This window comes from Providencia sp. Marseille-Q8014 (assembly GCF_965112055.1).
Window position 1 is genome coordinate 441,817 of record NZ_CBCOPT010000001.1, and the last position, 14,936, is coordinate 456,752.

The following is a 14,936-nucleotide window of genomic DNA, read 5'->3' on the forward strand; positions in this document are numbered from 1 at the left end:
GGCTATACGTGGGAGACTTACCAAAAGGTAAGACTTGCATGAAATAGGCCACAACATGGTTGTGCAATATTTCGTGTCCCCTTCGTCTAGAGGCCTAGGACACCGCCCTTTCACGGCGGTAACAGGGGTTCGAATCCCCTAGGGGACGCCAATTGCGCCGATATCGAGTGAAAGACGATGTCCTCAATAATGATTAAACTAATTCACTGAGTTAGTTTAACAATTATGCTCTTTAACAATCTGGAACAAGCTGAAAATTGAAACAACGCACATTGTTTATCGCTTAAACAATGTGAGAGTCTCTCAAAAATCTCAACGCGAATGCTGTTTTGTCATGATGGCAACTGTAATGAGCGAGCAGTGTGAAATTCAAGGCGGACAGCGCACAGCAAGCGCAGCGTACATGGGTACGTGAGCATTGCGAGCACTGCCCAACGCAGAAGTTCACCACGCGCAGCCATTACCGGTCAGAACGACACGAAAAGACACCTTCGGGTTGTGAGGTTAAGCGACTAAGCGTACACGGTGGATGCCTAGGCAATCAGAGGCGATGAAGGACGTGCTAATCTGCGAAAAGCGTCGGTAAGGTGATATGAACCGCTATAACCGACGATGTCCGAATGGGGAAACCCAGTGCAATTCGTTGCACTATCGTTTGATGAATCCATAGTCAAACGAGGCGAACCGAGGGAACTGAAACATCTCAGTACCTCGAGGAAAAGAAATCAACCGAGATTCCCCTAGTAGCGGCGAGCGAACGGGGAGCAGCCCAGAGTCTTAATCAGCATCAGCATCAGGAGAACGGTCTGGAAAGTCCGGCAGTAAAGGGTGATAGCCCCGTATCCGAAGGTGTTGGTGTTGTGAACTCGACGAGTAGGGCGGGACACGTGTTATCCTGTCTGAATATGGGGGGACCATCCTCCAAGGCTAAATACTCCTGATTGACCGATAGTGAACCAGTACCGTGAGGGAAAGGCGAAAAGAACCCCGGCGAGGGGAGTGAAATAGAACCTGAAACCGTGTACGTACAAGCAGTGGGAGCACCTTTTAGGTGTGACTGCGTACCTTTTGTATAATGGGTCAGCGACTTATATTCTGTAGCAAGGTTAACCGTATAGGGGAGCCGTAGGGAAACCGAGTCTTAACTGGGCGATTAAGTTGCAGGGTATAGACCCGAAACCCGGTGATCTAGCCATGGGCAGGTTGAAGGTTGGGTAACACTAACTGGAGGACCGAACCGACTAATGTTGAAAAATTAGCGGATGACTTGTGGCTGGGGGTGAAAGGCCAATCAAACCGGGAGATAGCTGGTTCTCCCCGAAAGCTATTTAGGTAGCGCCTCGTGAACTCATCTTCGGGGGTAGAGCACTGTTTCGGCTAGGGGGTCATCCCGACTTACCAACCCGATGCAAACTACGAATACCGAAGAATGTTATCACGGGAGACACACGGCGGGTGCTAACGTTCGTCGTGAAGAGGGAAACAACCCAGACCGCCAGCTAAGGTCCCAAAGTCATGGTTAAGTGGGAAACGAAGTGGGAAGGCTCAGACAGCCAGGATGTTGGCTTAGAAGCAGCCATCATTTAAAGAAAGCGTAATAGCTCACTGGTCGAGTCGGCCTGCGCGGAAGATGTAACGGGGCTAAACCATGCACCGAAGCTGCGGCAGCGACATTTAGATGTTGTTGGGTAGGGGAGCGTTCTGTAAGCCTGTGAAGGTGTGCTGCGAGGCATGCTGGAGGTATCAGAAGTGCGAATGCTGACATAAGTAACGATAATGCGGGTGAAAAACCCGCACGCCGGAAGACCAAGGGTTCCTGTCCAACGTTAATCGGGGCAGGGTGAGTCGACCCCTAAGGCGAGGCAGAAATGCGTAGTCGATGGGAAACAGGTTAATATTCCTGTACTGGTGATAATTGCGATGGGGGGACGGAGAAGGCTAGGCTGGCCGGGCGACGGTTGTCCCGGTTTAAGGATGTAGGCAGGTGAATTAGGCAAATCCGGTTCACTACATGCTGAGGTCTGATGACGAGTCACTACGGTGGCGAAGTAGCTCATGCCCCGCTTCCAGGAAAAGCCTCTAAGCTCTAGATTATCATTAATCGTACCCCAAACCGACACAGGTGGTCAGGTAGAGAATACTCAGGCGCTTGAGAGAACTCGGGTGAAGGAACTAGGCAAAATGGTGCCGTAACTTCGGGAGAAGGCACGCTGGCGCTAGGTGAAGTCCCTCGCGGATGGAGCTGAAGCCAGTCGCAGATACCAGCTGGCTGCAACTGTTTATTAAAAACACAGCACTGTGCAAACACGAAAGTGGACGTATACGGTGTGACGCCTGCCCGGTGCTGGAAGGTTAATTGATGGGGTTATCCGTAAGGAGAAGCTCTTGATCGAAGCCCCAGTAAACGGCGGCCGTAACTATAACGGTCCTAAGGTAGCGAAATTCCTTGTCGGGTAAGTTCCGACCTGCACGAATGGCGTAATGATGGCCAGGCTGTCTCCACCCGAGACTCAGTGAAATTGAACTCGCTGTGAAGATGCAGTGTACCCGCGGCAAGACGGAAAGACCCCGTGAACCTTTACTATAGCTTGACACTGAACATTGAGCCTTGATGTGTAGGATAGGTGGGAGGCTTTGAAGTGTGGACGCCAGTCTGCATGGAGCCAACCTTGAAATACCACCCTTTAATGTTTGATGTTCTAACGTGGCCCCATCATCTGGGGTGCGGACAGTGTCTGGTGGGTAGTTTGACTGGGGCGGTCTCCTCCCAAAGAGTAACGGAGGAGCACGAAGGTTGGCTAAGCATGGTCGGACATCATGCGGTTAGTGCAAAGGCATAAGCCAGCTTGACTGCGAGAGTGACGGCTCGAGCAGGTACGAAAGTAGGTCTTAGTGATCCGGTGGTTCTGAATGGAAGGGCCATCGCTCAACGGATAAAAGGTACTCCGGGGATAACAGGCTGATACCGCCCAAGAGTTCATATCGACGGCGGTGTTTGGCACCTCGATGTCGGCTCATCACATCCTGGGGCTGAAGTAGGTCCCAAGGGTATGGCTGTTCGCCATTTAAAGTGGTACGCGAGCTGGGTTTAGAACGTCGTGAGACAGTTCGGTCCCTATCTGCCGTGGGCGTTGGAAGATTGAAAGGGGCTGCTCCTAGTACGAGAGGACCGGAGTGGACGCACCACTGGTGTTCGGGTTGTCATGCCAATGGCACTGCCCGGTAGCTAAGTGCGGAAGAGATAACCGCTGAAAGCATCTAAGCGGGAAACTTGCCTTGAGATGAGTCTTCCCTGACTCTTTAAGGGTCCTAAAGGAACGTTTAAGACTAAGACGTTGATAGGCTGGGTGTGTAAGCGTAGCGATACGTTGAGCTAACCAGTACTAATGAACCGTGAGGCTTAACCTGACAACACCGAAGGTGTTTTAGAGAGAACGTTGTGAAGCGCACGCAGAGTGCGAGAAATTAGCTTGTTCAAGATTGCTGTTCTGGTTGGTGTAAGCCAACGGGAACGAAAACCGAATTTGTCTGGCGGCAATAGCGCGGTGGTCCCACCTGACCCCATGCCGAACTCAGCAGTGAAACGCCGTAGCGCCGATGGTAGTGTGGGGTCTCCCCATGTGAGAGTAGGGAACTGCCAGACATTAAATTAGTGAGAAAGCCACCCATCGGGTGGCTTTTTTGCGTTTGGGGGATGTGATACCGTTTTATCATCCTTCTGCCTTACTGTCACCACCAACCCCATCCACGGCGCTTCCTTGCCAATCCTGCACCAGCGAACCGCATATTGATAGCCAACACATTGAGTAGAGATAAAGGAATGGCTCACTATTCGACTTATTTTCATGGTTGAGACCATTTTATAGGATGACTGGTGTTTATTTTTATGAATCGCAATCGGTATCTAAATAACATCATGGTTTAGATCGCTTTATCATACTGAGTACTCGATATCCATCTCATCAACTTATAGGTAAATAACTCGCTAGCTTATAAGCTCTGGCCTCAGAGGCTGTTAGGGGAGAGTCAAATAGCGGTAGAGATCATTGACGACCTTTATCTCATTCTTGTTAAGGATGGTTTTTTCTTATTCTGACCATAATAGAAGGAAACGAATATTTATTGAGTATCGATAATAATTTAGCGATCTATAAGTAAGTTTTAACACTTTAACAATTAAATTTTTGAAAATTAATTAATTTAAAGAATGAATCAGTCGTTTAAACCGTTTTTTTCTGCATCTTTTATTAAAATACGACAACTAATAATATCAATAAAATCAACTCATAAAGTAAAAGTCATTCAGTTTATTGATCTTATGCCATTCCTGCTTGCTATATCGGTTAGCGATAAACGAGTCACGCATCCTTTATGAGGGCTAGTTCGAATACGAGATATAGGTGTAGAGTTGCATGAGTGATGATTGGCCGCTTACATTTTACTGCTATTGAATTGCTATTTATCATTCGCTACAGCATCGAGTCTCACTCCTTCCTGCCATCTTTCTATCCAATCAGCTACTTCTTCCAGATTCGATAAATTACATATTATATAAATACAAATTCTAATAAATTTTGAGTTATATAACCTGATGGTTTTTATAATAATATCTTTATAATCAATTAATTATAAGTCTTATATATTTATAAGGAGAAGTGAATTTAATCTAATATCTTGAAATTATTTCAATTGGTCGTGAAAGTCTCGACATTGGGGGCAATTTTAGTTAAATTGTTTGGCATTCTAGAAGTCTAAACGTATAAATGTATAAAAGGGGATAAAGGATGCCAATTCGTTTACCAGATGAGTTGCCCGCGGTAAATTTCTTGCGAGAAGAAAATGTTTTTGTCATGACAACGACAAGAGCAAGCCTTCAGGAGATCCGTCCCTTGAAAGTATTACTGCTTAACTTAATGCCTAAAAAGATTGAAACTGAAAACCAATTTTTACGTTTACTATCGAATACTCCGCTTCAAGTCGATATTCAATTATTACGTATTGACCAGCGAGAATCTAAAAATACTCCAGCAGAACATTTGGATACGTTTTATTGTGACTTTGACGATATTAAAGACCAAAACTTTGATGGATTAATCGTCACGGGTGCACCCCTTGGCCTAGTGGAGTTTTGTGATGTGGCGTATTGGGAACAAATAGAAAAAGTTCTTCACTGGGCGAAGGATCATGTGACATCGACCCTATTTGTTTGCTGGGCTGTGCAAGCGGCGCTTAAAGTACTTTATGACCTCCCTAAATGGACTCGAGAAGAAAAGCTATCTGGTATCTATCAGCATGATACCCTTGAACCTTTCGCCTTGTTAACAAGGGGATTTGATGGCTCTTTTTATGCACCACATTCACGTTATGCTGATTTTCCTGAAAAACTTATTCGCGAGTATACCGATTTAGAAATATTGGCGAGTTCACAAGAAGCGGGCGCATATTTATTCGCATCGAAAGATAAACGACTGGTTTTTGTTACAGGTCATCCGGAATATGATGCCGAAACCCTTGCTCAGGAATATTGGCGTGATATGGATGCAGGCCTCTCACCTAAAATACCGTGTAATTATTTTAAAGAAAATGATCCGGAAAAGGATCCCATTGTTAGCTGGCGTAGTCATGGTCACCTACTTTTCTCTAATTGGTTGAATTATTATGTGTATCAGATCACACCTTTTGATCTTAGCCATATGGAACCTACTTTAGACTAAAAAACAGTCAATATTCTAGTAAAATAGCGATTTAAAAGAGTATTAAATGTGAGTTGTAAGTATTTTTAGTTAGTTAAACTAAGTTATGTGTTTTTGGAAGAATCAAAGCAGCCATTTATTGGCTGCTTTTTTGTTTTTTACGATAAATTGATAATGAGTTGTTATTCTTATAACACATTGATTTAACTTACGTTTAACATCTTATCATCTTAAAAGGGAATGTGTAATCATAAGTAAATTTATTTAAATTATGTTTATTATCAAGTGGTTATGTTGGTTTTAAAATGAAATGGAAACCGTTTTTGATTTATTTTTATTTTAGGTTAATCTTAATTCTATCGGCGGACATGAATGAGGATTGACTAATGGACCAGCAGTTATCAGCATCAACATTAACGTTTACAAACAGTTTTAATCAGCAAGATAGCGAGGTGCTAACGGCTGATGCTATCGCTTTTCTGTCGGATCTTGCAGAAAAATTTTCAGCTAAAAGAGAATCTTTATTAAAAGAACGGCAGGTTAAACAGCAGCAAATTGACTCAGGCGTGTTACCTGATTTTATTTCAGAAAGTGATTCCATTAAAAATTCCGACTGGAAAATTCAAAATATCCCTGAGGATTTGCGTGATCGCCGAGTCGAGATCACTGGCCCTGTTGAACGCAAAATGGTGATTAATGCACTGAATGCCAATGTAAAAGTTTTTATGGCTGACTTTGAAGATTCCCTTTCTCCGTCATGGGATAAATTGATTGATGGTCAAATAAATTTAAGAGATGCAATTCGTGGGGATATCTCCTATACCAATGAAAATGGAAAGGTCTACCAATTAAAATCTAATCCAGCAGTCCTGATTGCCCGTGTGCGTGGCCTGCATTTAGATGAAAAACATGTATTGCTCGAGGGAAAACCAATTCCTGGTGGCCTGTTTGATTTCGCTCTCTACTTTTTCCATAACTATGCAGCGTTACTGGCAAAAGGAAGTGGCCCTTATTTTTACATACCGAAACTTGAGTCTTGGCAAGAGGCTAAGTGGTGGAGTGATGTGTTTAGCGCGGCTGAAGATACCGTTGGTTTACCAAGAGGAACGATTAAAGCGACCGTTCTTATTGAAACACTGCCTGCTGTTTTTCAAATGGATGAAATTTTATATCACATGCGTCATCACATTGTTGGGCTTAACTGTGGCCGTTGGGATTACATTTTTAGTTATATCAAAACATTAAAAGAGCATTCAGATAGAGTCTTGCCTGATCGTCAGGTAGTGACGATGACACAACCTTTTTTAAGTGCTTATTCGCGTTTATTAATTAAAACCTGCCATCGTAGAGGCGCTTTTGCGATGGGAGGCATGTCGGCCTTTATTCCAAGTAAAGACGCGGAAGAAAACAAGGCTATCTTAGCGAAAGTTAAAGCGGATAAAGAGCTGGAAGCACGCAATGGGCATGATGGTTCTTGGGTTGCACATCCAGGATTGGCTGACACTGTCATGGACGTTTTTAATCACGTTTTAGGTGAACGCAAAAATCAATTAGATGTGTCTCGTGAATCCGATGAAGAGATTAGTGCTCAACAGCTATTACAGCCCTGTGAAGGTGAGAGAACTGAAGCCGGTATGAGAGCCAATATCCGTGTTGCGGTGCAATATATCGAAGCTTGGATCTCTGGGAATGGGTGTGTACCTATTTATGGTTTGATGGAAGATGCCGCGACGGCTGAAATATCTCGTACCTCTATTTGGCAATGGATACGTCATGGAAAGTCACTTTCAAATGGTGAAAAAGTCACGAAAGCACTGTTTGAAGAGATGCTAGATGAAGAGTTGCAAGTCATTCAACAAGAGCTTGGCGATCAAAAATTCCAACATGGTCGTTTCCGTGAAGCAGCAGATTTAATGCGCAGGATAACAACACAGGACGAATTAATAGAATTTTTAACTGTGCCGGGCTACCAACTTATTCAGTAATCAATATAGAACAAAACATCATAGACCCTACATAAATTATAAGGAATACGAACATGACGATATCACGCGCAGAGCAGATTACCCAATTAGAGAACGAATGGAAAAAAGCACGTTGGAAAGGCATTACTCGCCCTTATAGTGCTGAAGAAGTGGTGAAGCTGCGTGGTTCAGTTAACCCAGAACATACGCTTGCGACCAAGGGAGCACAAAGATTATGGGAGCAGCTTCACGGCCAGTCTAAAAAAGGTTATGTGAATGCGTTGGGCGCATTAACCGGCGGTCAAGCATTACAACAAGCGAAAGCAGGCATTGAAGCTATCTATCTTTCTGGTTGGCAAGTCGCTGCGGATGCCAATACGGCTTCAAGTATGTATCCTGACCAATCGTTATATCCCGTGGATTCGGTGCCTTCAGTCGTTAAAAAGATAAATAATACGTTCCGTCGAGCGGATCAAATTCAGTGGGCTAATGGTATTGGACCTGAAAATAAAGAATATATCGATTTCTTTTTACCGATTGTCGCTGATGCAGAAGCTGGTTTTGGTGGCGTTCTTAATGCCTTTGAATTAATGAAAGGCATGATTGAAGCTGGGGCTGCGGCGGTACACTTTGAAGATCAACTAGCGGCGGTTAAAAAGTGTGGCCATATGGGAGGAAAAGTATTAGTTCCAACTCAAGAGGCGGTACAAAAACTAGTTGCCGCTCGACTGGCAGCAGATGTCTCAGGGGTGGCAACTATTCTGATCGCTAGAACTGATGCGGATGCGGCTGATCTTTTAACATCGGACTGTGATCCTTATGATGCTGAATTTATTACAGGGGAAAGAACCAATGAAGGCTTTTTCCGTACGAAAGCAGGGATCGAACAAGCGATTAGCCGTGGATTAGCTTATGCACCATATGCCGATTTAGTTTGGTGTGAAACGTCAAAGCCAGATTTGGAAGCTGCTCGCCAATTTGCTGAGGCGATTCATGCAAAATACCCAGGTAAATTATTGGCTTATAACTGTTCACCTTCATTTAATTGGAAGAAGAATCTAGATGATGCAACGATTGCACGCTTCCAAGATGAACTTTCAGCGATGGGGTACCGTTTCCAATTTATCACCTTAGCGGGGATTCATAGCATGTGGTTTAACATGTTTGACTTAGCTCATGCATATGCGCAAGGAGAGGGAATGAAGCATTATGTTGAGAAGGTACAAGAACGTGAATTTGCGGCTATTAATAAAGGATATACTTTCTCTTCGCATCAACAAGAGGTGGGCACGGGTTACTTTGATAAGGTCACAACCGTCATTCAAGGTGGCACATCGTCAGTCACTGCCTTGACGGGGTCGACAGAAGAAGAACAGTTCTAAAAGGCAAATTTTTGCCTAAGTGACACATCGATTCCTTTTGTTCACGTGTATCTGTTTTTTATTTTTTCGGCACTTTCGAGTGCCGTTTTTTGTCGGGAGCTACTATGACACTATCGACTGAACAGATAATTGCTCAGACAATCTTGCAGGGTTTTGATGCTCAGTATGGTCGTTTTTTAGAAATAACCTCGGGTGCACAAGAACGATTTGAGCGGGCTGATTGGCATGCAATCCAAGATGCGATGAAGCAAAGAATACAACTTTATGACCATCATGTTGGATTGGTGGTGGCTCAGTTGCAATTTATGGGATTAGTTCAGTCATTAACACCGGAAATGTTATCCAGCATCAAACGTGTTTATACCACTCTGTTACCTAATTACCCTCGTTTTGAAATAGCGGAAAGTTTTTTTAATTCAGTATATTGTCGTCTGTTTAAGCATCGCGAGCTGACACAAGAAAATTTGTTTATATTCACATCTCAACCTGCACGGCGTTTTAGTGATCTTCCCCGGCCACTCGATCGGCAATATTTGGTCAATGGCAGTTTATTTACTGTGTTACAAGAGATACTCAGTGCGCTGCCATTACGATTACGGTGGCGTTCTTTAAATTGGGATGTGCAATGTATTGTTGATAGCTTAATTTCCCGCTTCCCGAACATTCAAGATGAAAGCGTTTCTTTTCATATAGTTAATGAATTATTTTATCGAAATAAAGCGGCTTGGCTAGTGGGTAAACTCGTTATTAATGATGAGGTTCATCCATTTTTATTACCTATCCACCATGACGCTGATAATAGCCTTTATGTGGACACCTGTTTAACGGGATTTGACGAAGCAAGTATTGTTTTTGGGTTTGCTCGCTCTTATTTTATGGTATATGCCCCTTTTCCTGCGGCATTAGTTTTTTGGTTAAGAGAAATTTTACCCAGTAAATCCATTGCTGAGTTGTATATGGCAATTGGCTGCCAAAAGCATGGTAAAACAGAATATTACCGTGAATACTTGGCTTTTATTAATTTTTCTCGAGAACAATTTACGATAGCGCCGGGGGTTAAAGGAATGGTGATGTTGGTGTTCACTTCACCGTCATTTGATCGGGTATTTAAGTTGATTAAAGACGAGTTTGCCCCCCAAAAAGAGGTCACAAGAGCGCGCGTACAGGAGTGCTATCGGTTGGTGAAGGAGCATGACAGAGTTGGTCGCATGGCCGATACCCAAGAATTTGAAAATTTTATCATAGATAAACGCTATATCAGTGATGAGTTAATGGAGGAGTTGCGAAAGGAAACTCCGTCATTAATTGAAGATTTAGGAGACAAAATATTGATCCGTCATTTGTATATGGAAAGAAAGATGACGCCTCTCAATATTTATATGGATGATGCCAATGAAGCGGAATTACGCCATGTTATTGATGAATACGGTCAAGCAATCAAGCAGCTTGCCGCAGCGAATATTTTTCCTGGTGATATGTTGTTTAAAAACTTTGGCGTGACACGGCATGGGCGTGTTGTTTTTTATGACTATGATGAAATTTGTTATATGACCGAGGTGAATTTCCGACGTATCCCTGAGCCAATGTATCCAGAGCAGGAGCTGTCGGGAGAGCCTTGGTATAGCGTAGGAGAGCATGATGTTTTTCCTGAGGAATTCGCGCTGTTTTTATGCCAAGACCCCAAAATACGAGGCTATCTGCAAGAACGGCACGGAAATCTATTTACGGCAGAGTATTGGCAAAGTTTACAAAATAGGATTCGTAGTGGGCATATAGAGGACGTTTATGCGTATCAAGAGGAACTGCGCTTTTGCCGATGTGTTACGCATGAAAAAGTGTGTATAAATAGTGACTGAGCTTAAGATACCGAGCCACTGTCGTCATCAACTCTGGCTCGGTATAGATTTTATGCTAGCTTAGCGCCCTTAATGGCTTCTTCAGCTAATTGAGTGATGCGCGGATAGTCACCGGCTTTCAAGGCATCCTCTGGTACTAGCCATGAGCCGCCAATGCATAGTACGCTTTTTAATGCGAGGTAATCGCGATAATTGGCAGGAGATATCCCTCCCGTCGGGCAGAATTTTACTTGCGGGAACGGGCCAGCGATGGCTTGCAGAGCTTTAATTCCGCCATTAGCTTCAGCAGGAAAGAACTTAAACGCCTTCAAACCATGATTCATTCCAAGCATTAATTCAGAAACGGTGGATATACCTGGAATTAAAGGAATACAGCCCTGAGTTGCCGCACAGAGTAACTCTTCCGTTAGCCCTGGGCTAATAGCAAATTGCGCTCCAGCTTCGGTGACTGCTTCAAGTTGTTGAACGTTAATTACAGTGCCTGCACCAATAATGGCTTCCGGAACTTCTTTTGCGATAAGCCGAATCGCGTCAATGGCACATTCTGTTCGTAGCGTCACTTCGAGTACTTTAATCCCCCCTTTGACGAGTGCTTTTGCAAGAGGGATTGCGTGCTCAAGTTGATTAATGACGATAACGGGAACGACAGGACCTGTATTTAGTACATCCTCAGCCGACAATTTCCAATTTTGCATAATCTTTTCCTAATCCACTGAAACAGTTAAAAATTGAGACTACAAGCGCCTTCTTCCGCACCCGAACAATGCTGGCGCAGTGCACCAAATAGTTCTCTGCCACAACCTGAATATTGGGTACTTAAATCAGGTTGATACGCTTGACGTTTCGCAAGTTCATGTTCATCGACTAATAGCGTTAGCTCACCCGTTAGACCATTAACACGTATCATATCTCCATCTTGTACTTTGGCGAGCAAGCCCCCTTTGTTGGCTTCAGGAGTGACATGAATGGCTGATGGAACTTTGCCTGATGCGCCAGATAAACGACCATCTGTAACCAAGGCGACTTGATAGCCTCGGTCCATTAAAACACCTAATGGTGGCATTAATTTATGGAGTTCAGGCATACCATTTGCAGATGGGCCTTGGAAACGAACGATAATGACACAATCGCGATTCAATGCTCCGGATTCAAAAACGGGGAGGATAGCGTGTTGATCATTAAATACGACGGCAGGCGCTTCAATTATTTGGTTTTCTTCAGGTATAGCGGACGTTTTCATTACCGCACGTCCTAAGTTACCAGAGAGTACCTTTGTGCCGCCATGCTGAGAAAAGGGGTGATGAATATCTGCGATGACTTGTAAGTCAAAAGAGGTTTTGGCACCATCACGCCACTCTAACTGCCCATTATTTAGCCATGGTTCCAAGGTGTAGTGTGAAAGGCCATAACCAGCAACGGTATTAACATCATGATGAAGTAGGCCTTTTGATAGCAGCTGATGAACAAGCAGGGCAACTCCGCCTGCCGCTTGAAATTGGTTGATATCCGCTTGTCCGTTCGGATAGATACGACAGATTAAGGGAATAATGGCGGATAATTCAGAGAAATCATCCCAATTAATCATAATACCTGCGGCCTTAGCGATAGCAATCAGGTGCATCGTTAAATTGGTTGAGCCTCCTGTTGCGAGTAAGGCTATGATGCCATTCACAATCACTTTTTCATCAACTAGCTGTCCGATAGGTAGGTAGTTGCCTGACTGTTTGGTTAGGCGAGTAATTTGGCGAGCCGCGGCATCTGTTAAAGCATGGCGTAATGGTGTGTCAGGCTGCACAAATGATGAACCGGGTAAATGAAGCCCCATCACCTCCATGACCATTTGATTAGAGTTAGCCGTGCCGTAGAAGGTACAGGTGCCTATACTGTGATAAGAGGCCGCTTCTGCTTCGAGTAAAGCACTGCGATCGACTTTCCCTTCAACATATTGCTGGCGGATCCTCACTTTTTCTTTATTTGGTAGCCCTGTGGTCATAGGCCCTGCTGGAACAAAAATGGCCGGTAGGTGCCCGAAAGATAAGGCGCCTATCATGAGGCCCGGAACAATTTTATCGCAAATACCAAGATATAAAGCGCCATCGAACATGTTGTGTGAAAGCCCTATTGCGGTGGACATTGCAATGACATCACGGCTGAGTAAAGAGAGTTCCATACCATCCTGACCTTGGGTCACACCATCACACATTGCAGGTACACCCGCAGCGACTTGGCCAATAGCACCCGATTCACGTAATGCGGCTTTCAAGCGCTCTGGATAGGTATCGTAAGGGCGATGGGCGGATAGCATGTCATTGTAGGCGTTAATAATCGCGATATCGGAGTGTGTCAGGCTCTTGAGGATGTTTTTATCTTCAGGTTGGCAGGCAGCAAAACCATGGGCGAGATTACCACAAGCGAGCTCAGCACGATGCACTGTTGTACGCTGAGCTTGTTCAATTTTGTGTAGATACTGTTCCCTTGTGTTTTTTGAACGTTCGATAATACGCTTGGTTATTCGCATTATTTCTGGATGAACGCTACTCGCTATCTTTTTGGAATTGCTCATAATTACAGACCTCACAATAGAGATTTTACTATCAGCCAACACTGTTTTTATCGACTCAGTGTGTTGATGATATTCTTTTTACACCAAATGTTACCGGTAACATTGTTTATTGAAATCGTAAGAGTTGCAATGGATGATATGCAAATTTCGAGCTATCTGTGATCTGAATCAAGATTATTGAGGTCTCAGGAAAAGGTGAAACGGTGTTGTTTTATTGCTGTGCGGCTGAATTTACGCTGATATTTGTTGTCTAGTGATAGATATCGTTCTATTCATAAAAACACCAATAATAGGAATACAATGCTTAAACGATTTATTGCGGTGGCTTTAGTGTTAATGTGCTCGGTAACGAAGGCTGAAACGGTCTTAGAATCAGGGTCGTTATCAATATTGAAGGATATCCAACATAATATCAAAGGGCTCGACTCTGAGCAGCGCGTGAAATTAATAACAGCCATGTTCCTAGGCACACCGTATAATGACCGTACGTTGAATTCGCATGATTCAGAGAAGGAAAGCTTGGTTGTCAATTTAAAATCAATGGATTGTATGACATTCATTGAGTATACCGAAGCATTAAAGCAGTCAGATAATTATGATGATTTTATTTCTAATTTAAAAAAGACTCGATACCGCGAAGAAAATATCGCCTATATCACTCGGCGACATTTTTTTACTGATTGGCTGTTGGCCGCTGATGAAGCGATGTCTGATATGACTCAGGAGATTAGCCCTCATACGATACAAGTACATAAGCATTTGAATCAAAAAGGCAATGGCCAATTGCTGATTCAAGGCCTCCCTGTTACATCACGAACGATCAGTTATATTCCAACTCAGTATATTGATGAGGCTGTTCTGAAAAAACTCCAAACAGGTGACTATATTGGTATTTACTCGAATAAACCGGAATTGGATGTGAGTCATGTCGGTATTGCGATTCGTGAAGGCAATAAAATCTATTTTAGAAATGCATCCTCGTTGAAATTAAATTTAAAAGTTGTGGATGTAGAGTTAAACCGCTACTTACAAGATAAAGTGGGGATCATCGTTATAAGGTCGAAAGGCGTCAATTTTGGTTAAGAGGGTATTTTAAAAACATAACATTGGTTTGTGTGTGATCGTTTGATTTTAAGTTAGGGGAAGCATTTATTTCTATTGGCGTTAAGTTTTTTACTCCTGAGGCTTTTATTACTATTGAATTTAAAATCATGATCTATGTCATATTATAAATATGTTATTAGCTATTTTTTGTTTTTAGAAATATTGTTTTAAGTGTCTAACTATTTCTAGACTTATTTAAAGTGTAAACAGTTATGAATAAGTTAAGTATAAATAATTAACTATAAAAATATTTCAAAAGATTATGAAAATAAAAAATGATTAAAAAGCAATGAATTGCTTTTTAAAAAATAGAGATGAGAGTTTAAAAACGTTAAATGATAATTATCATCTATCAATTTATTAAAGTTTGATTG

General features: G+C 43.1%; 8 protein-coding genes, 1 tRNA gene and 2 rRNA genes. 8 read left to right on the forward strand and 3 right to left on the reverse strand.

What is annotated here, in order from left to right; translation table 11 throughout:
• The first annotated feature begins 75 nt into the window (after window positions 1–75).
• From ACWPW6_RS01915 to rrf, 3 genes are all read left to right on the forward strand, one after another.
• Window positions 76–151: transfer RNA gene (locus tag ACWPW6_RS01915), tRNA-Glu, on the forward strand.
• A gap of 351 nt (window positions 152–502) precedes the next feature.
• Window positions 503–3,408 (forward strand): 23S ribosomal RNA (locus ACWPW6_RS01920).
• A gap of 119 nt (window positions 3,409–3,527) precedes the next feature.
• Window positions 3,528–3,643: ribosomal RNA gene (gene rrf / locus ACWPW6_RS01925) — 5S ribosomal RNA — on the forward strand.
• 6 nt (window positions 3,644–3,649) lie between these two features.
• Here the strand turns inward: rrf and ACWPW6_RS01930 are convergent.
• Complete coding sequence (locus ACWPW6_RS01930; RefSeq protein WP_249999720.1) at window positions 3,650–3,847, reverse strand: hypothetical protein; 198 nt, start codon at window positions 3,845–3,847, stop codon at window positions 3,650–3,652.
• A 937-nt stretch (window positions 3,848–4,784) separates the two neighbouring features.
• Here ACWPW6_RS01930 and metA point away from each other — a divergent pair.
• The 4 genes from metA to aceK all read left to right on the forward strand — a co-directional run bounded on the left by metA (window position 4,785) and on the right by aceK (window position 10,895).
• Window positions 4,785–5,714, forward strand: coding sequence for a homoserine O-acetyltransferase MetA (gene metA / locus ACWPW6_RS01935; protein WP_154623199.1), 930 nt, complete (start codon window positions 4,785–4,787; stop codon window positions 5,712–5,714).
• Window positions 5,715–6,079: 365 nt separating this feature from the next.
• Complete coding sequence (gene aceB / locus ACWPW6_RS01940; RefSeq protein ID WP_154623067.1) at window positions 6,080–7,678, forward strand: malate synthase A; 1,599 nt, start codon at window positions 6,080–6,082, stop codon at window positions 7,676–7,678.
• 53 nt (window positions 7,679–7,731) lie between these two features.
• Window positions 7,732–9,039 carry an isocitrate lyase gene (gene aceA / locus ACWPW6_RS01945; RefSeq protein WP_154623066.1) on the forward strand — a complete coding sequence of 436 codons (1,308 nt, stop codon included), beginning with the start codon at window positions 7,732–7,734 and terminating at the stop codon, window positions 9,037–9,039.
• A gap of 104 nt (window positions 9,040–9,143) precedes the next feature.
• Window positions 9,144–10,895 carry a bifunctional isocitrate dehydrogenase kinase/phosphatase gene (gene aceK / locus ACWPW6_RS01950; RefSeq protein WP_196713959.1) on the forward strand — a complete coding sequence of 584 codons (1,752 nt, stop codon included), beginning with the start codon at window positions 9,144–9,146 and terminating at the stop codon, window positions 10,893–10,895.
• 50 nt (window positions 10,896–10,945) lie between these two features.
• Here the strand turns inward: aceK and ACWPW6_RS01955 are convergent, their stop codons facing one another.
• Entirely contained in the window at window positions 10,946–11,590 is a 645-nt protein-coding gene (locus ACWPW6_RS01955) for a bifunctional 4-hydroxy-2-oxoglutarate aldolase/2-dehydro-3-deoxy-phosphogluconate aldolase (RefSeq protein ID WP_154623064.1), read from the reverse strand.
• Window positions 11,591–11,616: 26 nt separating this feature from the next.
• Window positions 11,617–13,458: a phosphogluconate dehydratase gene (edd, locus tag ACWPW6_RS01960; protein ID WP_163860571.1), complete on the reverse strand. Its 1,842-nt coding sequence runs from the start codon at window positions 13,456–13,458 to the stop codon at window positions 11,617–11,619.
• A 300-nt stretch (window positions 13,459–13,758) separates the two neighbouring features.
• Between edd and ACWPW6_RS01965 the strand changes: the two genes are divergently transcribed.
• On the forward strand, window positions 13,759–14,541 hold the full coding sequence (locus tag ACWPW6_RS01965) for an N-acetylmuramoyl-L-alanine amidase-like domain-containing protein (RefSeq protein ID WP_154623062.1): 783 nt from the start codon (window positions 13,759–13,761) through the stop codon (window positions 14,539–14,541).
• The last annotated feature ends 395 nt before the right edge of the window (window positions 14,542–14,936 follow it).